At 39.4% G+C, this 22,789-nt stretch carries 13 protein-coding genes; 9 read left to right on the forward strand and 4 right to left on the reverse strand.

The window, feature by feature from the left end:
- Positions 1-2: 2 nt before the first annotated feature.
- Positions 3-2,036, reverse strand: a complete 2,034-nt coding sequence (locus CNR22_19490) for a hypothetical protein (GenBank protein ID PBQ33874.1) — start codon at positions 2,034-2,036, stop codon at positions 3-5.
- A gap of 426 nt (positions 2,037-2,462) precedes the next feature.
- Between CNR22_19490 and CNR22_19495 the strand changes: the two genes are divergently transcribed.
- Positions 2,463-4,361 carry a molecular chaperone HtpG gene (locus CNR22_19495; GenBank protein PBQ33875.1) on the forward strand — a complete coding sequence of 633 codons (1,899 nt, stop codon included), beginning with the start codon at positions 2,463-2,465 and terminating at the stop codon, positions 4,359-4,361.
- 136 nt (positions 4,362-4,497) lie between these two features.
- Here the strand turns inward: CNR22_19495 and CNR22_19500 are convergent, their stop codons facing one another.
- On the reverse strand, positions 4,498-4,896 hold the full coding sequence (locus tag CNR22_19500; GenBank protein ID PBQ33876.1) for a hypothetical protein: 399 nt from the start codon (positions 4,894-4,896) through the stop codon (positions 4,498-4,500).
- Between the two features lie 23 nt (positions 4,897-4,919).
- A complete protein-coding gene (locus tag CNR22_19505) occupies positions 4,920-11,309 on the reverse strand; it encodes a hypothetical protein (protein PBQ33877.1) in 6,390 nt (2,129 codons plus the stop codon).
- Between the two features lie 165 nt (positions 11,310-11,474).
- Here CNR22_19505 and CNR22_19510 point away from each other — a divergent pair, with 165 nt between their 5' ends.
- The 5 genes from CNR22_19510 to CNR22_19530 all read left to right on the forward strand — a co-directional run bounded on the left by CNR22_19510 (position 11,475) and on the right by CNR22_19530 (position 17,341).
- Positions 11,475-12,905 (forward strand): hypothetical protein, encoded by a 1,431-nt coding sequence (locus tag CNR22_19510; GenBank protein PBQ33878.1) that lies wholly within the window; start codon positions 11,475-11,477, stop codon positions 12,903-12,905.
- Between the two features lie 104 nt (positions 12,906-13,009).
- Positions 13,010-14,452: a hypothetical protein gene (locus CNR22_19515; GenBank protein ID PBQ33879.1), complete on the forward strand. Its 1,443-nt coding sequence runs from the start codon at positions 13,010-13,012 to the stop codon at positions 14,450-14,452.
- Between the two features lie 162 nt (positions 14,453-14,614).
- Complete coding sequence (locus CNR22_19520; protein PBQ33880.1) at positions 14,615-15,598, forward strand: pyruvate dehydrogenase complex E1 component subunit beta; 984 nt, start codon at positions 14,615-14,617, stop codon at positions 15,596-15,598.
- Positions 15,599-15,693: 95 nt separating this feature from the next.
- On the forward strand, positions 15,694-16,842 hold the full coding sequence (locus CNR22_19525) for a glycosyl transferase family 1 (protein PBQ33881.1): 1,149 nt from the start codon (positions 15,694-15,696) through the stop codon (positions 16,840-16,842).
- 22 nt (positions 16,843-16,864) lie between these two features.
- Complete coding sequence (locus tag CNR22_19530) at positions 16,865-17,341, forward strand: hypothetical protein (protein PBQ33882.1); 477 nt, start codon at positions 16,865-16,867, stop codon at positions 17,339-17,341.
- A gap of 18 nt (positions 17,342-17,359) precedes the next feature.
- Here CNR22_19530 and CNR22_19535 read toward each other — a convergent pair whose 3' ends face one another.
- A complete protein-coding gene (locus tag CNR22_19535; GenBank protein ID PBQ33883.1) occupies positions 17,360-19,243 on the reverse strand; it encodes a hypothetical protein in 1,884 nt (627 codons plus the stop codon).
- Positions 19,244-19,560: 317 nt separating this feature from the next.
- Here CNR22_19535 and CNR22_19540 point away from each other — a divergent pair, with 317 nt between their 5' ends.
- The 3 genes from CNR22_19540 to CNR22_19550 are packed head-to-tail and all read left to right on the forward strand — an operon-like array spanning position 19,561 to position 22,788.
- Positions 19,561-20,115: an RNA polymerase subunit sigma-24 gene (locus tag CNR22_19540; GenBank protein ID PBQ33884.1), complete on the forward strand. Its 555-nt coding sequence runs from the start codon at positions 19,561-19,563 to the stop codon at positions 20,113-20,115.
- 1 nt (position 20,116) lies between these two features.
- Positions 20,117-21,682 carry a hypothetical protein gene (locus CNR22_19545; GenBank protein ID PBQ33885.1) on the forward strand — a complete coding sequence of 522 codons (1,566 nt, stop codon included), beginning with the start codon at positions 20,117-20,119 and terminating at the stop codon, positions 21,680-21,682.
- The gene (locus tag CNR22_19550) at positions 21,679-22,788 is read left to right on the forward strand and encodes a hypothetical protein (GenBank protein PBQ33886.1); all 1,110 of its coding nucleotides are present in this window, start codon (positions 21,679-21,681) and stop codon (positions 22,786-22,788) included. The genes CNR22_19545 and CNR22_19550 overlap by 4 nt, the downstream gene beginning before the upstream one ends.
- Position 22,789 lies beyond the last annotated feature (1 nt).

Below are 22,789 nucleotides of genomic sequence, written 5' to 3' on the forward strand. Positions count from 1 at the left end.
GATTATTTAGCCACAACTATTTTTTGACGAATTTGCTGATTATCTTTTTCACCACTTAAGAAATAAATTCCTTTTGATAAGTCACTTACAGAAACTTTGTAATCATTAGCTCCGGATAATTCAATACTACGAATGAGTTGACCTAAATCATTTACAAGCGTTAATTTTAAGTTACCTGCAGATTTAATTACAAATTCTCCGTTGCTAGGATTAGGATAAACATTTAAACCAATATTTACAGCGTTTAATTCGCCAACACCAACGCAGGCAGAAACTTTTACCTGAACCGTCATAGTATTCTCGCAGCTATTTGCATCCTGACCAGTTACAGTATAATTCGTATTAACAGTAGGAGATACAGCAACAACTTGTCCAACATCACCAGTATTCCATACATAACTTACACCTCCGTCAGCAGTAAGATCAACAGATTCGCCAGAGCAAATAGGTGTTCTTTGAGCAACCGCAGTAATTGTAGGGTTAAAATAGATACTTACATCAATGGTTCTTGTAGTAATACAGTTTTGAGCACTTCCGGTGCTTGTACTTGCTACCAAAGTGTATTGTGCTGTAGCGGTAAGCGATCCGATAGTAAGTCCGGAGTTAGTGCTTGTAGGGCTGCTACTGCCTGGAACAGTATACCATTTATAAGCTTGCCCGCCGGTTCCTCCGTTTGCAAAAAGAGATAAGCCTTTACCGATACATGTAGCAGTAGGGCCTGTAACAGAGATGGTAGGAATAAACACTGCCACTGCCACCGTAGCTTCAGATTGACATGTTGTAATGGTATTAGTTCCGCTCACTGTGTAGACAACCGGGCCTGTAACCGAGCTTGCAGGATTTACAACAGTTGTTGGTGTAAGTGCACCAGTACTCCATGTGTAGGAATGTACCGCAAATCCACCGCTACCAGAATTAGCGCCAATGGAAGTACTACCACCTGAACACACCATAGTTTTTGTGCCAACAATGCTGGCTGTGATAGTTGGTATAGGAGACACTACTACGATCTGATTATAGGTAGTATAACAGTTAAAAGAATTTACTCCTGTTATGGCGTATGAAGTGGCCTGGGTAAGTGTTTGCGTAAAAGGCACAGAAGTAAGAGTCTGGTTTGGATTAGAAGAAGATACAATGGTAAAGTTGTTACTTCCAAAAGCATTAATAGTAACAGAATTGCCCGAACAAATTGTAGATGGAGTAGCTGATGCAGTAATCGTTGGATTAGGATTAGTAAGCAATTCTACGGTAGTTGTATTAACACAGGTTCCATCATGCGCAGCAACTGTATAAATTGTGTTTACCGGTGGAAACACCTGGGCAGTAGCTCCTCCAAAAGTAAACGAGGCCACTGAAGGTGGGTTTCCTGGAGAAGTCCAGGTATAAGTTTGACCACCTGCAACCGTTACCTGTGCTGGTTTTCCTGCACAAACAATGGTAGGACTAACGATGGCAAAAACGGTTGGTAATGCGTTTACAATAAGGATACGCTGGGCAGTACTGGTACAGCCCGAAATGGCTCTTGTTACTGTAAAGTTATTAATTCCTGCAGGAGGAGTAACAAGGTAAGTGTTTGTATTGGCAGATGCAGAGCCACCGGTCCAGGTATAAGTTGTACCTGCAGCACCTGTAGCAGTAAGTACCGCCGATTTACCTTCACATATCATCGAAGGAGTTGCCGTTGGGGCAAGAGTTGGAGTTAACACAACGCTAACCGTTACCACAGCTGTACTCGGACAATTAGCCGCACTCATGGCGCTTAAAGTATAAGTTGTTGTAACTGTTGGTGAAACGATCAGAGCCGCTGAAATAGAATTTCCAGGACTCCATGAATAATTACTGATGGCATCGCTTGTAATAGTTACGCTGTTTCCACTGCAGAGCACGCTATTGGTATTTAATCCGCTAACAGTAAGATTAATAGTGCATTGAGCATTACTTGTTGTTGCTAATCCTGATAAGAGAAGCAAGTTAAAAAGGGGATTTTTCAAACATGTTTTAAAAACATTTTTAAGTCCGAGGTAGATGTTCTTCATTTGTTTTTTTTTGTTAGGTTTTAAGATTAAAGATTAGTTGTGTCTGGTTTGTTTAATTTTAACTTCGATTTTATAAATTTATTGCAGAACTCTCGATTTCACAAGGGTTCAACGTATTTATCCATGCTCTTTATAAATTTTTGGCAATCCAGGAGAGTCATTTAACACGTCCACCCGTTTTATATGCCTTCACATTCAATTTATCACCTGTATAATAGCATCTAAATATACAAAAAAAATTAGTTTTTTGCCTTGTACACACCGCTTATGCTACAAATAGGCGAGATACTGCCTAAACCAATTTTAAATAAAACCTAATTTGATTTTTAAGGAAACTTTACCATTTCTGATTAAATTTTGACATTTTGGCACAATTGATCGGATGGCCCTATATTTGTTGGTATCAAGCGAAATCAAAAAATCACCATGAGCACGACAGGAAAAATAAACGTACAAACCGAAAACATCTTCCCGATTATTAAAAAATTTCTTTACAGCGATAACGAGATTTTTTTAAGAGAATTAGTTAGTAATGCGGTAGATGCTACTCAGAAATTGAAAGCACTTGCCAGTATGGGCGAGGCAAAGGGCAATCTTGGCGACCTTAAAATTGAGGTAGAAGTTAATAAAGAAGCTAAAACCATTACCATTAAAGATAAAGGTATTGGTATGACTAAAGAGGATGTTGAAAAATACATCGCACAAATTGCATTTAGCGGGGCAGAAGAATTCGTAAATAAATACAAAGATAAAGTTGACAAAAATGTAGTAATAGGTCATTTTGGCTTAGGGTTTTATTCCGCATTTATGGTAGCCCAAAAAGTGGAGATCTTTTCTTTATCTTACAAAGACGGATCTAAAGCTGTGCGTTGGGAATGTGACGGAAGTCCTGAATACCAGATTGAAGAAGTCGATACTAAAAAAGAAAGAGGAACCGATATCGTTCTTCATATTGCAGACGACTGTGAAGAGTATCTTGAAAAGTTTAAAATTGAAGAGCTCTTAAATAAATATTGTAAGTTTTTACCTGTAGAAATTAAGTTTGGAATGCGTAAAGACCGCATCACCCCTGAACCTAAAGAAGGTCAAAAACCTGAAGATGTAAAAACGGAAGAGATTGAGGTGGACAATATCATTAACAATCCCACTCCGGCATGGACTAAAAAGCCTGCAGATTTAAAAGACGAAGATTACAAAAGTTTTTACAGGGAGTTATATCCTATGCAGTTTGATGAACCCTTATTCTGGATTCATTTAAATGTGGATTTTCCGTTTAACCTTACGGGTATTTTATATTTTCCAAAACTTAGCAATAAACTCGAAATGCCTAAGGACAGGATACAATTGTATTCCAACCAGGTATTTGTAACAGATAACGTAGAAAATATCGTTCCCGACTTTTTAACCTTATTACGTGGAGTAATTGATAGCCCGGATATTCCATTAAATGTTAGCCGGAGTTATTTACAGGCCGATGGGAACGTGAAAAAAATTGCAAGTCACATCACCAAAAAAGTAGCAGATAAACTGGAAGAACTTTATAAAAAAGAACGCGCAGATTTTGAAGCCAAATGGGACGATATTAAAATATTTGTGCAGTATGGAATGATCAGCGACGAAAAGTTTTACGAAAAAGCCGTAAAGTTCGCACTCTTCAAAACAACTGAAAATAAGTACTTTACTTTCGAAGAATTTGAAAATCATGTAAAGCCTTTACAAACTAATAAAGAGAACAAACTGGTTTATTTGTATGCCACCAATGTAAATGAACAACATGCCTATATCGACGCTGCTAAAAATCGTGGTTACGAGGTGCTGTTGATGGAAACTATGTTGGATCCGCATTACATTAATCAATTGGAAAGTAAATTAAATGTTTCTTTTGTGCGTGTTGACGCTGATACTATTGATAAACTCATCAGCAAAGACGAAAACACGGTAAGTAAGATCAGTGAAGAAGAACAAAAAACACTTCAACCTATTATTGAAGAAGTGGTGAGCAAAGATCAATTTAGTGTGGTGTTTGAAAATCTCAGCGAGAAAGACTCGCCAATGATCATTACCCGTCCTGAATTTATGCGTCGTATGAAAGACATGAATCAAATGGGTGGAGGCGCTGCGGGCTTTTATGGATCAATGCCTGACATGTACAACCTCGTGGTAAATTCAAATCACCCTTTGATCTCAAAAATTTTAGCCGAAGGCGATAAAGAAAAACAAAGTACACTTGCTAAACAAGCGGCTGACTTAGCTTTATTATCTCAGGGCTTATTGAAAGGTGAAAAACTCACTAACTTTATTAAACGTAGTCTAGAGATGATCTGATCTTTGTCTAGATTATAAATTGTAAAACGCCTGCAAGAAATTGTAGGCGTTTTTTTTGATTTTGAATCGTCCTGATGGTGTGATTTTTACATACTCAAAACTGCCACACGGCGTAGCTCCTTCACTTAACTATCTCTCATCTATCAAGAAGTGTGTTAGCACTTTTGGCCATTACCGAGTTGGTGAAGGTTTGGACAGAAATTGGTGTTATCTTTAATGCCTTATGAGTATCTACAGATGTCGAATCTTTTATAAAAACATCTAAGTACTTCATGTTATAGGCATTTATCTCACTTTCAATAAATAGGTGTCGTCTGGATGAGTCTGTGCAAACTTTCTTACAGTTTTGCACGATGACAGCGGATATTTGAGGAGATTGCTGAAGAACTAATTCCATCTCATTTGAATTTTCATATTTCCGGAGTTTGATCTTACCAAAAACAGAAACTTCTTTTTCAATGCCGTCATTTTCAAAATACCCACAATCTGTCAAAAAAATACTACAAAAAAGTAGAATAGGAAAAATGTTCTTCATGAATATCTGATAGGTCTTGCGGCTTACCGTAAATAATTCTCCGCTTCAGGACCATACAATTTTTTACCGTCACGGTAAACCGTTACAAATGCATCTGTAATTCCTAATCGTACAGCTTCGTCTTTTAAACGTTTTGCGTTGTTAGCATCGCCAAAATTTCCAATGTTGTAAATAAATAAACCATTGATCTGTTTATTGTCAACCGGCCAGTTGCGGATAGCCGAAAACTTCGCTGCTACATCATCTGGCACTTGTTTACTGAAAGCGCCGATTTGAACCTTGTAAGTTATTCCTTCTTCGTTCGTTTTAACGCCATTTTCGGCGGTTGGAGCAGGGTAGTTACTAACCTCGTTTTTAAACGGAGTAACCGGACTCACTAATAATTTTTCCAGAGGGTCAGCCACAAATGTAGAATTAGACGAAGGAAAAACAATTGGATTCTCAGCCTGTACTTTTAACGTTGCGTCGTTCGAAGCTTGTCTGTCTCTGGCCTCAGCAAACGGAACGCGCTTACCATTTAAATACGCCGATACAAAAGCGTCGCGAATGCCCATATTCACAACTCTGCTTTTATCTGCTAATAATTTTTCAGGATTGTTATAGATCCCGGCAGTATATCTGTAAAGTCCGTTTTTAAGTTGCTCTCTGAAAATAGGACGCAGACTTAATATTTGTGACTTAGTAATTTCTTTTGTATAAACACCAATCTGAATCGTGTAAAGAAGTCCGTCTGTTTGTTCCAACTCTTTACTTACCGTAACACTTTCAAGCATTACAGGGTTGGCGGCAGCTTTCGGAACATTTACATTGGATGTTATGCCGGCAGTTTGTGGTGCATTAGGATCTACTGACTTACCTTGTTTTTCTAGTTCTGCTAGTGCTTCAGCAAGGCTAATCCTTTTTCCGTTAAAGTAAACAACTACAAAAGCATCCCTGTATCCCAGGTTACGAAGATCATTTTTTACGGCATTTGCATTCTCCACCTTCACGAAATTACCGGCGGTGTAACGAATATACCCGTTGCCGGCCGTTTCTCCGTTTAGCGGACTTAATCCTTTAAAAGCATTATTTGGTAAAGGCGTTTTAAACGCACCTATCTGAACTCTGAATATCAGGCCGCTTTCCATTGGGGCATCCATAGGAATTGGATTAGATGCAGAGTAAGCGTTCCCTCGCGTAACTTCCAGGCCGTCAATTTTAATGGCACCTTCACCCTGATTTCTTTTAGGTGTATTCGCCTTGTTTGGTTTTGATGGAACATCCGAATTGGATTTACTGATATTCTCTCCAATTGTTTCCAGATCATCAAAGTCACCACGATTTTTTGTAGCTGGAGTAAATTTAGGCAGCACTTTGTTTAATTTTTCAACGGCAGCATTTCCAGATTTCGCAGCAAGAGTTAAGAGTTTAATTTTTTCATTCTCATTTTTAGTCTGAGAAGATTGAATCAATAAACGTTTTGATTCAGCATTTAATTCGTCGGCATTAGCCTTAACAGCTTGTTGATCAGCATTGAGTTTACCCGGAACATTAGTTTTAGAAGATTCATATTCAAGACTTAAACCATTTGTCAGATTCGTAAGTTCTGAATATTGTTTTTCGCGCAACTGCGATTTTTTTTGCTGAAGATCTGCCGTTTTTTCTTCCGGACTTTGGTTGCTTTGCGCGGCAGCATAATCTGGATATTTTTTCTTTAACTCCGAAAGCAATACATTTTGTTTTTGTATGAGCTCAAGTTCTTTTTCTTCTGCGTTACTAATTGCCCCCAGCTTAGCCGCCTTATTACTCAAAGCATTGGCTTCACTTCTCAGATTGCTGATCTGTGTTTTTAAAGGCGATAATTCATCACGCCTTGCCTCAATATCTGAAGCCATAGCGGGATCGTCAGATTTTAGTTTTGCAAGAAGCTCAGAAATGGAACTCGTGTTAGCCCTGTATTCGCCTTCATTGGCTTGCTGCTTGAAATCCGCAGCTTCTATCATTTTATCCTGACTTTGGGTCTCTAATTCTTTTGACTGAGTAAGTAAAGCCTCTTTTTCAGTACCCTCCTTACCTTCGGCTTCCTTCTTTAATGCAAAAGATTTTCCGCTCAATGTCTCTGCTTCATCCCATAACACGTCGGCTCTGGTGTTTAATTCCTGTGTATTAACAGCAGCTTCAGAAGGAGCTTCTGATTCACTACCCACCTTACTTAAGGCATTATCAAGAGTTGCTTCCTGGGCTTCAATATCTTTTAGCTGACTTAGCGATGTTTTTACGCTAGAACTTGCCTGGGGATTTCTTAAAGTAACATTAGAATTATCAAAATAAGATAATACCTGTCCTGTAGTCGTATCTTTTTCCGCCAGTTGCGAGACTTCTATCTTTCTTGTATCTACTTCTGAAAGTAAACCAAGCTCATCTGTTACAAAAGTTTCAGTGGCTGTTGCTGCTGCGGTAGGAGTGGCAGGACTATCATTAAAAAAAAGATCATCCGGATTAGTAGTGGTAGTTTCGGTAACCGCTATGCCTGTGTCTACTTTAGAGGTTACTGCCACGTTTGCCGGAGCAGAACTAACATTGAGAGAAACTTTTATAGCATTAAGTTGTTTAATGGCCTCTGTTTGTTTCTTATTAGAGGCTATAAGACCGTTTAATTTTTCATTTGGATTAGCGCTGTTGTCAGAGGTCTGCTTCAAAGTTTTAGCGGCTTCCACTTTATTAGTTGCTGAAATAAAATCCGTTTTTACGCTGGGAGTATTGTTCGCGGAATTTTGATTGGCATTTATTTCGCTTACTAATTGATCAATTTCAGCTGTGTTGGCTTCGTAAAGTTTTTGGTACGATTCAATTTTTATGGCAGCAAGATCTGTAAGCCCGCTATTTACTGTTTGCAACTTAGAAAGAACGTCGGCACTGCTACCGGCATTTTCGGTGGGAGCAGAAGAACTTGTAATAGCTGTTTTTAATTGTAAGGTTGTATTCGATTTGGTTAGAATATCAAGAGCCTGTTGTTGTTTCTGAATAGCCTCCGCTTCTTTTTCTTCGGCATTGCTAAAACTACCAAGTTTGGCGCCGGCAGTGCTTAAAGAATTGCCTTCTACACGAATATCTGACGCTTTTTTGAATGCAATCTTAGCTTCTTCATTCAGTTTTTTTGCTTTTTCCACTTCGGCATCAGATGATTTTCCGTCGTTGATAAGGTTTTGAATATTTTCCTGATTTGCAGCTACAATGGCACTATTGTCAGCACGCGTAACATCTGCCGCTTCAATAAACTTTGTATTGGCTTTTTCTTCCAGGTTTTTCGCTTCACTTAGCAGCTTTTCTTTCTCAGCGCCTTTACTGCCTTTTGCTTCGTTATTTAGTTTTTGAGATTGCGTTAAATACTCATCACCTTCTTTACTCAGCTGCTCAGAGCTAAGCGTTTGGCCACTTTTTTGAAGCTCTTGTTTAGAGGTACTTATATCTTCTTTTAGTTTTTTCTGTTTAGCTATAGCATCGTTTATTTTTGCATCTGCCTCAATTTTTAAATTCTGTGCGGCAACATTTTGATAACCGTTATAATCAAAATTCTCATTATCAGTAGCAATTAACTGCGTACTCAGATTATCGAGTTTGCTAACAGCCTCGCTGCTGTTTTCTGCTGTTATAGGATCGAAGGTGTTTTTAACGGCTTCTGCATTAGGAAGCTTGTTCAGTTCTGTGAGCCTGGCATTATTAGCTGCAATTTGTGATGTATTTTGTTTTTTGCTTGCTTCTGCTTTTTTTATTTCTGCATTTAACTTCGCTTTTGAATCGGGATTTCTCGTTTTAGATACTTCCGTTTTGTTTTTGCTGATCAGCTGGTCAAGTTCTCTGTTAAAGTTGTTTAGCTGCAAGGTGCTCTCTTCTACATTCGACCGGCTATTCGGATCAGTGATAGCAGTTGTGTTTTTGTATTTTTCTTCTAAACTTGTTGTAGAAATTTTTTCAGAAACAGCAGGAGTAGTAACCGGAACAGCAGCATTTACATGTTCTGTGGTAATTTTGGTAGCCACGTCCAGTTGATTTTTAGAAACTGTCAGATCTTCATTTAATGTTTTCAGTTCTGCATCGTTAGAGGCAATTTGTTTCAGCTTCTCATCCTGCTCGGTTTTTAATCCGTCTATCTGAGTAGTTAGTTCTTTTTTAGCCGCCTTCTTTTTCGTCTTATCCAGTTCTGTTTCCTTTTCAGTGATTGCCGTTTTAATTTCTTCGAGACTTGTTTTCGCTATGGTATTTGACTGCTCTACATCAGCAATTTGTTTTTCTTTCTGTTCAATGTCGGCCTTAATTTCTTTAACTAAATTTTCTGAGGCATTTGTTTTATTGGGAAGTGCGGAAATTTGTTTTTGAAGATCGGCCAGTTTTTCGGGCGAGGCTTTTGGATCTTTTTTAATTGTTTTCTCCAACTCGTTTGCATACTGAGTATTTAGTTTTGCTTCCTTTTCCTTAGTCTTAGCGTCTTCGTCGAGTGATTGCGCCAACTTTAATATTTTAGCAGCTGTTGCCTGATCATTCTCTGCAGCGAGCTTCAACACATTGGCATTGTCGACTGCTATTTTTCTCTCAGCGGGATCAGAAATAGTTTCGGCCTTAAACAATGCATCGCTGGCCTCTACTGCTTTTTTATCTGCTTCCTCTTTTTGTTTTAAACCGGTTTCATTTGCTGCCACAAAGTCTCTGTGTAATTGGCCGGCTTCCTGCAACGATTCATCCGCATCCTGCCGCGCCATACTCGCTAATTGTTTATTATCCATGCCTGACGCGCGTTCTGGGGTGGCAGTAGTTGGTGTAACTGCAGTTTCAGTTGCAGTTTCAGGATTTGTTTTTGAAGCAGATTCAGGTGTTACCTCAGGGTTGCTGGTGTTTACTGCTAGAGGAGCTGCAGGGCTTTCTGCTGTGACATCAAGTTTTGCTTTCTTTTCAATAACGGAGAGGTATTGTAAATAAGAATTGTCATTTACTGCTTCATCAAAATAATTCAGAATTTTCAATTTGCCTTTATCGTAGGAAATGGTTTGTTTAAAGTTTTTAGCAGCAGAGGCCAGTGGGATAGAGACCTGGGCAGATTGGGTTTCCAGTCCCGGGGTTTCAACGGTAAAGAGAAGCTTCCCGCCATTTGGCAATTCCATGCTATAGCTTCCGTCTTCTTCTGAACTATAGGTGCCTAGTTCGTTTTGAGTGAACACATCTTTAACATTGATGGTACTTCTTAATCCATATTCCGGCGATCCTGGAATGATGCTGCCCTTGAGCGCAACCACATCAATTGGTCGGCGTTTGGTCTTAACTTTCAAAACATCAATTTTCCCCGGAGGACTCTGTCTGCCAGTACTGAAGTAGGCCATGGTTTCGAGAGAATCGGTTACAAAAAGAAAATCATCGTCGGGCGAGTTGATCGGAAATTCAAGATTTACCGGGCTACCCCAGCTTTTAGTGTCTTCATTGTAAACCGATTTAAAGATATCGTAGCCACCCATACTATTATGGCCTTTGCTGGCAAAGTACAGCGTCTTACCATCTGGATGAAGAAAAGGGTAATCCTCATCGAACTCTGTATTAATTCCACCTACTTTTTCGCCCTTACTGAAAGTACCGTTAGCCTGCTTCGAAGCGCTGTAAATATCCCTGCCGGTTTCTGAATTTTCGCCAAAGCTACTGTAGTAAACAACGTCGCTACCGTTAGGAAGAAAAATCACTGATTTTTCTTTTTTCTTTTTATCCGCAGGCGTTTTAAATTCGTCTGGCTTTACGAGAAGTTTGCCACCTACTTTTTTATAATTACGAAAATAATCGTTTTCAGAAAGCTCAGTTTTACTAAGCACTTCAAGGTCGGTAAGATTGCTTAGAAGATGTTTTCCATAGGAACAGGCCTTGATCTCCCGGTCTACCTCCAGTTTTTTTATCTGAGAAGCGGAGGCATTGAGCTTATAGGCGTTGTAATTTTTTATGGCATCGTCAAACCGGTAGTTAATGTGATACCCCTTACCAAGATAAAACAGCACATCTTTAAGTTCTTTGTTTTCGGAATTAGCAGCAGCGAATTTTAAATAAGGAAGACACTTTTTTTTATCAGGTTCGCTGTAAATCATGCAAACGCCCAGTCTGAAGTTGTAAACCGGGTCTTTAGGGAAATTTGAAACGAGCTGTGAATAAAGTTTATAGGCCTTTGAATAATCTTCTTCTTCGAATAATTTATTGGCCTGTTTTTTAAGATCTTCGTTAGAGGAGGGGCTTTGAGAATAGGTGTTACTTGCTAAAAGCAATAGTAATACGACTAAAGGCTTCTTAGCAAACTTTAGGGTAGCACAACATACTAAGGCAAAAAACCTTAAACTCATAGACACAATTGCTGTAAATTTAATAATATTTAAAAATCGATAAAACTTTTTAATTTTAAATATGAACACTTTGTTTCTAATAAGATGCTATATGTCCTCAAATTCCATACTGAGGGTTTTGCAGCGTTTTTGGAATAAACAATCGCCTTTTAAGAATTTGCATAAGAATATGCTAAATCAAGGATTTTTTTTCATATTTTTGAGAAAACCAAATTAAAACCTAAAAGTATAAAGATGAAAAAACTACTACTTGCCACTGCCCTCTTTGTGTCCTGTTTTGCTGGGAACGCTCAGGCGCAAGGTCTTTCAAAAACAACTTCAACAAATTCAATGGTTGTTAATGACGTATTACATTACTATCTTAATAAGCACTATTTTAAAACCGGACAAACTGATCTAAAAACCTATCCGTTTTTTATAACTAACGCAACTGCCTTAGCATCGAGTACTGCTGTCACATTTTGTGGGGCTAAATTTGAAGTGCCGGCCGGTGAATCGGTTGTTATTACAGGATTAGAAGCGTATGCTACTAAATCGGTAACTACCGCAAACCTTCAGGTAAACGTAAAATTATATTTATTTAATGTTAGTCCTTCAACAGGCATGCCTATTATGCCTCCTTTGGATTCTGTTAGTACAGTAGTTTCATCAACTGTACCGGTTCAGGTAGGTGGTAATTTTGATCCGCTTCACCCTGTAAGAACTATGACAAACACTTATGCAGTAGCCATGAGAAATATGTCGCCTGTAAGTGGAGATTATGCTATGCTCCTGAGAACAGACGCAGTAACTCAAACAAATCCTAATGGGCCAAAACGTTACAGTGATGGTTTTGGATTTGTGCGTTACCTGGGTAATTTTTACAGCACTGCAGATTTTTCTTTAGCTCCGGGCTTTGGTGCCGGAACTTCGTATGAGTTTATGGTTGCACCCCGTGTAACTTACACCGCGCAGTTAAGCCAGGCTTTCCCTCAGGGAGTTGTTTCAGTAAATGATACAGTGAATGTTGCAGATACCATGTGTACAAGAGGAGATCTCATTTACACCAACACTTCTTCAAAATTCTTTTCACACAGACAATATAACCTTAACTCTTTCTACACAAAGTGGAACCTCTATGATCCATTGTATTTTCAGAGTTCTTTTTCTGCAGACTCTTCTATTACCTGGAGTTTTGAATATTACGACAACGTGCCTCCGGGAAATGATTCCCGTAAATTCCTTCCTTATGTAAACACAGGTACAATTAATGCTCCGACGGGTTACGCTGTTTATCCAAGCTGCTTTACTGACAATGAATTCAGAGGTCGATTAAAACCAATGGCTGCACAGGGTGTAGGAACTCAATTAGTTTTTAACGAGAAATTTATTGTGTGTTTAAGATATTGCAATGGTGATACAGTTGGGTTATCAAAATTAAACAACTACGAAAATCTGAAAGTTTATCCGAATCCATCCATAAATGGTAAAACAACTATTAGTGGTTTAACAGGTACAAACTCTATACTGGTTTATAACATGCTTGGACAGGCCATTATAACTGAAACTACCGAAAGCAGTAATTTCGAAGTGAATCTTGCAAAACAGCCAAAAGGTACTTATTTGGTGAGGATTACTAATTCTCAAAATAATATCAAAGTGGTTAAAATATTAAACGAGCACTAAACGCATTTGTTAATTTTAAAGCCCTTCCGTGATCCGGAAGGGCTTTTTTATTTCCGTTTGTTTAATTTTTTTCTATTTTTGATTAACCCTCTAACCCAAAACCCATGAAAAAACTACAGCCTGTTTTCATCTTTTTGTTTTTTGCCTGTTTTATTAAAGCACAAACGCCGCCTTTTGCAAAGCCCGCTTCTACCAACTCTATGGTTATTCACGATACTTTGCATTATTACCTGAATAAACATTATTTTAAAACAGGTGATACAAGCATGGCCAACTATCCTTACTATTATACTGATGCCACAGCAATGGCATCTTTCACCAACATTACTTACTGTGGGTCGATATTTGAAGTGCCCCCGGGAGAAACAGTTGTGGTGACCGGCTTAGAAGCCTTTGCCTCTAAAAATCTGCAAAATGGAAATCTTGGTGTGCCTGTAAAATTATATTTATTTAATATTGATGCTGCCACGGGTTTGCCCAAACCACTGATTGTTGATTCAGTATCAACCATTGTAGCCACTAATGGCCTTTACCCCACAAAAGTTGGTGGCAATTTTACCAGTACGCTTACTTTAGCGGCCAGAACCATGACTTCTGCCTTTGGTGTCGCCGTGAGAAATATGGCACCTATTGCTGGAGATTTTGCAAGATTCTACAGAACAGATGCAGTAACCCCAAGCAACTGGAATGGTCCGAAACGTTACAGCGATGGTTACGGATTTGTGCGCTACAAAAGTACATTTTACAGCACCGCTGACTTCACCTTAAATCCTGCATTTGGCACGGGAACCTCCTATGAATTCATGGTAGCCCCACGGGTTACGTATACGGCGCAATTGAGTCAAACCTTTCCTGCAGGTGTAGTTTCGGTAAATGATACAGAGAACGTTGCCGATACGATGTGTACGAGGGGAGACCTGATTTATACCAACACCTCTTCAAAGTTCTTTGAGCATAGGCAGTATAATCTTAACTCTTTCTACAGGAAATGGAATTTATACGATCCCTTATATTTCCCAAGTTACTTTTCAGCAGACTCTTCTATTACCTGGAGTTTTGAATATTACGACAATGTGCCTCCGGGAAACGACTCCCGTAAATTTCTTCCTTATGTTAACACCGGAACCATTAATGCACCCACGGGGTATGCTGTATATCCAGATTGTTTTACGGATAACGAATTCAGAGGCCGTCTAAAGCCTATGGGAGCAAAGGCAAGAGTTGCCCAATACGTTTTTAATGAAAAATTTATAGTGTGTTTAAGGTTTTGTAATGGTGATACTGTGGGACTTTCAAAATTGAACAATTACAACCATCTGAAAGTTTATCCTAATCCGGCAGCAGGCGGTAAAACAACTATTTCAGGGTTAACGGGCTCAAACTCCATCCTGGTATATAATATGCTTGGACAGGCCATTATAAAAGAGATTACCGAAAGCGCCAATTTCGAAGTAAACCTTGCAAAACAACCTAAAGGTACCTACGTAGTAAGAATTGCCAATTCTGAAAATAAAGTAAAAGTATTCAAAATTTTAAACGACCACTAAAAGGTTTTTATAAGAGCTAAGAAGCCCTTCCGCATGCCGGGAGGGCTTTTTTTATTTTGCTTTAGTCTCCTGGCATCGTTTGCGTGATTGTTTTTAGTCTTCATTTTCTTTGCACTAATTGTTGCTAATTATTCTTATTTTTGAGCCCTACAAATTACTACTATGAGAGTTATAGAATTCAGAGAAGCACTTCGTGAAGCCATGTCAGAAGAGATGCGCCGCGACGATAAAATATTTTTAATGGGTGAGGAAGTTGCCGAATATAATGGCGCTTATAAAGTAAGTAAAGGCATGCTGGCCGAATTTGGCGCAAAACGTGTAATTGATACTCCCATTGCTGAACTTGGTTTTGCAGGCATTGGAGTAGGTGCGGCTTCAAATGGCTTACGTCCTATTATCGAATTCATGACTTTTAATTTTAGTCTTGTAGCTATTGATCAGATCATTAACAGTGCTGCGAAAATGTATAGCATGAGCGGCGGACAATACAATGTACCCATCGTTTTTCGTGGCCCTACTGCCAGCGCCGGAATGTTAAGCTCTCAGCACTCACAGGCATTCGAAAACTGGTTTGCCAATTGTCCGGGTTTAAAAGTGGTTGTACCAAGTAATCCTTACGATGCTAAAGGACTTTTAAAAAGTGCTATCCGTGACAACGATCCTGTAATTTTTATGGAGAGTGAGCAGATGTATGGTGACAAAGCTGAGGTTCCGGAAGAAGAATACTTAATTCCAATAGGAGTAGCTGATATTAAAAAAGCAGGAACGGATGTAACCATTGTTTCATTTGGTAAAATTATGAAGGTAGCTATGGCCGCTGCTAAAGAATTAGAAGGTGAAGGCATCAGCGTTGAGGTGGTAGATCTAAGATCAGTAAGACCAATTGATTATGCCACGGTTATTGAATCGGTGAAAAAAACAAATCGTCTAGTTATTGTAGAAGAAGCATGGCCGCTTGCCAGCATCTCCTCAGAAATAACCTTTAAGGTACAAAAAGAAGCCTTTGATTATTTAGATGCTCCTATTTTAAGGGTAACTACTGCTGATACCCCATTACCCTACGCTCCAACTTTAATTGAAGCCAGCTTACCAAACGTTAGTCGCGTGGTTAAAGCGGTTAAAGAAGTAATGTACGTTAAAAAATAAGGTGAGATGTAAGATGGGAAATGCAGAGAAAGTATAACCCTCCATGTAATTTAAACCCATTTTTAATCTTTACTTTTCCATCATACCTATTCTAAATGCGTGTAGCCCTTATTACAGATGGTATCTGGCCTTACGTACTAGGAGGGATGCAAAAGCATTCTTATTATCTTTGTAAATATCTTGCGCAGAAACAGGTTTATGTAGACTTGTTTCATTTTAACAGCAGCAACTACGACGTTACAAAACTTGAGTTTTTTACAGAGGAAGAAAAAAAATTTATTACTTCCTACACGGTTCCTTTTCCTGCGAGTTTTCCTTTTCCCGGACATTACCTTTACAATTCTTACCGGCATTCGAAACTCATTTATGAGCTGGTTAAAGATAAATTAGATACTTATGATCTCCTTTACACGAAGGGATTTACCGGTTGGTACCTGATTAACCAAAAATATAAAGGGAAAATTAAAGCACCGAAGATCGCCGTTAAATTTCATGGTTATGAAATGTTTCAGAAACCCCCGGATCTTAAAATTAAACTTCAGCATATTTTTTTACTGAGAAATCCTGTTAGAAGCCTTTCTAAAAAAGCAGACCTTGTGTATTCTTATGGTGGAAAAATAACAGAGATCATCAAGTCAATTGGTGTTGATCCCTCTAAGATCATAGAGCTTCCTTCAGGTGTAGAAGAATCTATCTTAGCAGGCAGCATTCATCCCGTTAAAGACAAACTAAAATTTGTTTTTCTTGGTCGTTACGAAAGAAGAAAAGGCATTGAAGAATTAAATACAGCCATTCAATTACTTTTTGCATCGGCACAGCCTGTGAATGCAGAATTTCATTTTATCGGGCCTATCCCTTCTGACAAAAGACTGCAAAATTCAAATGTTGTTTATCACGGAGAAATCCGCGACAAGGCCACTCTTCAAAATTTATTGCGCAGCTCCGACATTCTTATTTGTCCCAGCTGGGCTGAAGGTATGCCAAACGTTATTCTCGAAGCCATGGCTAACGGCCTGGCTGTTGTGGCCACAGATGTTGGTGCTACAAATGTGTTGGTAAGCGAAGCAACCGGCTGGCTTCTTAAAAATTCAGATGCCGGTGAAATAAGATCCGTGATAGATCTTATCCTGGCCACAGACCCGTCTGTGATCTCCTCTAAAAAACAAAAAGCACTTCAGCTTATGAAAGATCACTTTACCTGGGAAAAACTTATCGAATCTTTTCAAAAAGTCTTACAGGCATAAGTAGATTTTTTATCTTTAGGTAATGAAGTTTATTTTTCCTTTCCTCATAGTGCTTATGGCATTGATTTGTTGTACAAAAGATCAGGGTAAAAACCCTTCTCTGGCTTATACTGATTACGCCTTGCTGGATAGCTGTAAACAAAACAGGCATTACTATTATAAGGATGATGCCACCACTTTGTTGTCTGGAGCGCATGGCCCGCATGGCACTTTTAAATTACGCTTTAATACCATCGCCTACAGGGCGCTTACAGATAAAGGTACTTTGCCTGTAGGAAATGTTTTTCCGGATGGTTCGCTGATCATAAAAGATATTTATTCAGGGGGGGCTTTGAACCTTTACGCGCTCATGTATAAAAGATCAGGAACCTGGTTGTGGGCCGAAATAGAGCCAGGAGGCAACATCCATCACAGTATTAATTCAGCAGAAAGTATTTGCACAGGGTGCCATAGTCAATCCGGCAACAGAGATCTTGCAGTCAGCTTTAATTTTTATTGATCTTAAGAGTTTAGGAAATTAGTCCATCACTAATTTTCCTGATCCTGAGCTTTTGGAGCGCGTTTTAAGTTGGTAATAATAAATTCCCCGCACCAAATTCGGCTTCACTTTTGTAGATTCATTTGCCAGCAATTCAGAATAAACCATCTGTCCGAGTGCATTAAACACTGTAAATTCGGAGTTCAAGTCTGCCTCGTTTATGCGGATGGTAAATTCTCCGTTGGCAGGATTAGGGAAAAGCGAATACTCAACAGCGTTGCTTGTTTTATCCATAGCAGTGCAAGCAAGCACCGTTTCGGTAAAGACTGCAGAGTACCTGCATCCTTTTGAATCTGCTGTTAAAACAGTGTAAGTGGTGCTAATGGAGGGAGCAATAACGTTGTATGACAGTATAGAAGTGTTGTTTAACCACAAATAATTAGTAGATCCTACAACCGTTAAAGAAGTAGATTCGCCAGCGCAAATAACACTATCGCGTGCCGTGATAGTCATGGTGATAGGACTGATAAAACAATTTGTGTATTTCCATAAATCATTCAGATCGCCTGCACTACCTGAAGAGGTATACCCATAACCTCCAAAAAAGTATAGATCATTTTGCGAATCAATCCATCCTGCGTGAATACTTCTTGCCCCTGGATTGTTTGTGAACGCTGCTACGTTTTGCGTTCCATAGTTTGCTAATTGATTTAAAATTGCGCTGCCTTTGGTCCATATCCATTCACCTGTGTTTAGATTGTATCTCCAGAGATCATTCAGTGACCCCGCAGTTGTACCCGAAATAGGAAAGCCTTCTCCGGCAAATAACCAGAGGTTTCCTACCGCATCTTTCCAGCTGATGGCACCTGAGCGTGAACCAGGCATATTTGTGCTGCTGCTGATGCCTTGTGTGCCATATAAGCCCAGTTGTGAATTTGTATTTGTTCCGCCCACCCATGTCCATTGATTAGTTGCCATGTTGTATTTCCAAAGATCGTTTAATAAGGCGGAAGCGGATGTAGTAGTGGCATCCCAGCCATCCCCGCCAAACATCCAGAAATTTCCTGAACCATCCACCCATCCGCATGCGGACATACGGCTGCCCGGATTATTAGATATAGCGGTGGTTCCCAGCGTTCCGTAATTGCCATTTAAATTGAGTGTGGTGCTGCCTTTCATCCAGGTCCAGGCATTTGTACTTATATCGTATTGCCAAACATCGCTGATGTGCCCGGTACTGAGCGACGAAGTTGTAGTGCCTAAACCAGAAGATACCCAGAGATTACCATTGGGGCCTACCCAGCTTAGGGCACCCATTCTTCCGCCTGGAGTGTTTGTATTAGAGCCAATGCCAATTGTGCCATAAGTGCCGGGAGAATAAGCAACGGTGCTTCCGTTGGCATAAGTCCATTCGTTTGTGTTGGGATTGTATTTCCAGAGATCATTTAAATAGCCAATTCCCGCTGAGGAGTGTCCATATCCTCCAAAAAGCCAAAGGTTGCCTGAAACGTCTACCCATGTGGCGCAAGAACTTCTTCCACCTGGTTTAGCTGTTGCGGTAGAAACTCCCAGGGGACCGTAATCGGACAGTTGTGCAACAAAGTCGCTGCCTTTCATATAAGTCCATTGATTGGTAGTGACGCTGTATTTCCAAAGATCGCTTAAGAGGCCATAGTTTCCAATGTAGTCATACCCGTCTCCACCAAATAACCAGAAGTTTCCACTGGCATCGGTCCATGTTACAGCGCCATCACGCGCTCCCGGACTAGTAGTTGATTGTGGAACTCCCATTTGGCCGTAGTGACCATTTTGCCCTGTAAGATTACTTCCTTTAATCCAGGTAAAATCCTGGGCAAACGAGCTATTAAAAATTAAGAAAAAAGCGCAAAAAGCACTTAGTTTTTTAAGTAATGTTTTAGTCATAAGTGGAGATTGATTGTATTACGAATGTAAACAAAATCAGCAATAAATCTAAAAAAATAAGGGCTGAAAGTCTTAATAATTGGCTGTTTTAAGCAATATGTAGTTTTGAAGAAAACTTCATCAGTGTTTTTTGACCATTGGTCTAAAATGGATGCTTTTTTTCATAAAAAGACAAACCCGATTTTAGAAAAGGGAGTTCGGTTAATTTTTTTCCACTGTTAATTTCGGCAGGGAAGAAAAAATAAAGTTTAATTTTAAGGAAGACCCAACCCCAATGCCCTGTTAAGTGTTTATTAGTAAAAAGCCTGTTGTAACTTATGGAGATTCATCCAGACCTGATTGCACGTTGTGCAAACGGCGATAGAAAGGCAGAAAATGAATTGTACAAGAATTTGTATGGTTTTCTCATGAGCATATGCAGGCGTTACATCCGCCAGGAAGAAAAAGCACGGGAAGTGTTGAATATTGGATTTTGCAGAGTGCTTTTAAACATTGGCAAGTATAAGCCGGTGGCGCCTTTTCAGTATTGGGCAAGAAGAATCATGGTAAATGTGCTTATTAACGAACATAAGAAGGAAAAACTGCACTACGGAAATTATATGTATGTGGAAACTTTGCATGATGACGAAAAATATTCGGAAATAAATAATGCCATAGAAAAATTTAATGTGAATCGCATAGCGCTGATGATAGAAAAATTACCCGCTGCCACCCGCCAGGTTTTTAATCTTTTTATTGTGGATGGGTATTCGCATCACGAAATATCAGAAATGTTGGATATCTCCGAAGGAACGTCCAAATGGCATTTGAATGCGGCCAGGGAAAAATTAAAAGGAATGCTCGCTGAAAAAAAAATTAAACTAGAAATTTAAAATGAAGCAGGAAGATAAATTAAAGAAAACTCTTCGTGAGTATTATGATAACCAGGAGGCATCTTTCTCAGAGAATGAGTGGGAGCGTGCCAGTGCTCATCTTGACCAGCAAAGAAAAAATGGCAGGAGGAGAAAACTGGCATTCATTTTAGTATTCCTGCTTGGTATTTCTGTTACACTTTTTAAAATTCTGACTCCCCAGGATACGCCCAAACATTTGGCAACAGGCATTTCCCGGCAGGGAGCACAAAATAGTCTTGAAGAACATGAGGTAGTTGTCGCCGAGCTTCCTCAGCCGAAAATGGCCGACTCAAAAAAAAGAAACAAAATCAAAATTGTTGAACCTAAAGAAAATAATTTAAAAAAGAAGAGCTCCGTATTTTTTAATACACCTGTGGAAACTAAAACTACAGAGGCCAGTTCTGGACAAGAAACAGGCCTGGTAAAATCCCCGGCTTCAACTAATAAAGTTGAAAAACAAATTCCTGGAATAGAAAATTATCCTGAACGAAAAGTCGAGCCGGCTAAAGAAGCCGCAACGCCTGAACCCGGATTAATACAAGAGAATGATGACGATCTGGTAGAGGCGAACTCAGGATCAGCAGTGAAGACAGAAGAACAGTCTGATGCTGGTTCTGAAGCGAAAAGCAGCGCCACTAACAAGAGCAACTCTGCTAGCGTTGAGAATGTGAATAATGAAGAGCAAGAGAAAACCACTCAAGCAGAAAAACAAGAAGAACACATAAAAGGGGAATCGCAAAGCAGCCTGGTGGCGGAACAAAAACAGAATATAGGTGAAAATAACCATGTAGTCGCTGCAAATGAAGAAAAACTTCAACCCAATTCTACAGATGCTTCTTCTGTTGCTATTGCTGATTCAGAATCATCAGCTGAGATGGCATTTGCAGATACACTCTTGCCTTCGTACGTTCCTCTTTCGGGCGAAGGACTGTTTTACGAACTTGGTGCCGTTGGTTACTATGGTTGGAAAGGGGCTAAACAACGCGATGCGCGCAGTGTTTCTCCTTTAACAGGAATTAATTATATGAATCGTCTTGGTAAAAAATCTGCTCTGTCTTTTGGTGTTCAGTATTTACAAGTTGGAAATTTAAGCAGCAGCAGTAAGATGTCCCGCGTATCGACTTACAAATATGGAGAGCAAAGTAAGGTGACAGTAGTTACTCCAACAACCTTACATTATCTCGTGGCACCTTTACGCTTCCATTATTTTGTGGATCAGAAAAATGCTTTTGGTGGCGGGGTTAATTTCGCTTATCTCTTAACTGTAGTTTCTAAGGTAACTACTTATGATGAAAAACCAGGAGTAAAGGAAAATTACAGCACTGTGAAACTAAGCGGCTATACAGATGGATTCTCCTGGTACGACAGCCAGGTTGCGGTCTTTTACAGAAGAAAATTCTTAAACTCGCTAGCGTTGCAAGCTGAGGTTCTTGTGGGACTTACGGACATTAAACAAGACGCGTTTTTTGGTGTGGATGGTAAGGAAAGAAATTCAGGACTGAAACTCTCGCTAATTTATTTTGCATTCAAAAAAGATAAAAGATGAAAAACTTAAAATTGTCGGGGATATTACTTTTATGTTTGCTTGCAGCTGCCTGCGGGAAAAGAAAATACCCTGAGGAAAATGTTCAGTTAGAAAAAGAAGATATTTATGTTACAGGTTCTGTAGATGGAGAACCTGTAAATCTGAAAATAGGAGCAGACGGATACTACTGCTATTCGTCTTATAAACAACGTACGGACAGCGTATATCTTTTTAGTGGAGAGCTTAGAAAGTTTGATTGTAATCCCTGCTCGAACGCTTTGCAGGTAGAATTATCAGATTCCAAAACACGTGCCCCGGGATCTTCTGTTGAGGTTGAATCTTCTTTTGGTAAAGGGTCACGCATTTTTATTCCGGGACTCGAGAAAATGAAAAGCATAAAGCTTGTGGCAAATTCTAATAAAGAAATTTCCGCGGTTCACTGGAATATCAGTACCGGTGCAAGTTCAGAAAGCACGGAGATGAATTGCGAATTTGGTCAGCCGGGAGTGCAAACCGTTTCTTTAACTGTGCGGACAAAAAACAATTGCGAGAGCAGGGTAGTGAATAAAATTTATGTGGATGCCAGTGGCTACTTTGCATGTGAGGTTAATGCCACTCTGATTCAAAATTTGACTTCAACATTTAAAGCCGTTATTCAGGGCGGTAAAGCGCCATATAGATTTGAGTGGAGTTTTGGCGATGGGGCAGTGAGCAGCGATAAATCTCCTGATCACACTTACCAATGGACAGGTAGTTACCCGGTAACAGTGAAGGTATGGGATGCAGATAATCGTTTCTGTGAAACAAACTATATACACATTGCCGGAAATGATCCATCTTCGTGCTCGGCAAACATTACCTTATCTGATCTGGGCACACGTAACCTGTTTTTAAATGGTGTTAAAATTCAGTGGAAAGATCAGGCAAACAGAGTTTTAAGATCTGATAGCATTACGCAACCCGCAGGAAGTTATTTTGAAGTTGTTGGTTCGGAGCCTTATGCAGAGAATGAAAGAGGCGAGTCGGGAAGGTTGTTGACTTTACGTTTTAATGTATTATTGTCGGGTGGCGGTCGCAAAGTTTGGTTTAAAAGTGATAATGCTGCAATAGCGGTAACTTATAAATAAG

The sequence above is a fragment of the Sphingobacteriaceae bacterium genome (assembly GCA_002319075.1).
Classification (GTDB): domain Bacteria; phylum Bacteroidota; class Bacteroidia; order B-17B0; family Aurantibacillaceae; genus Aurantibacillus.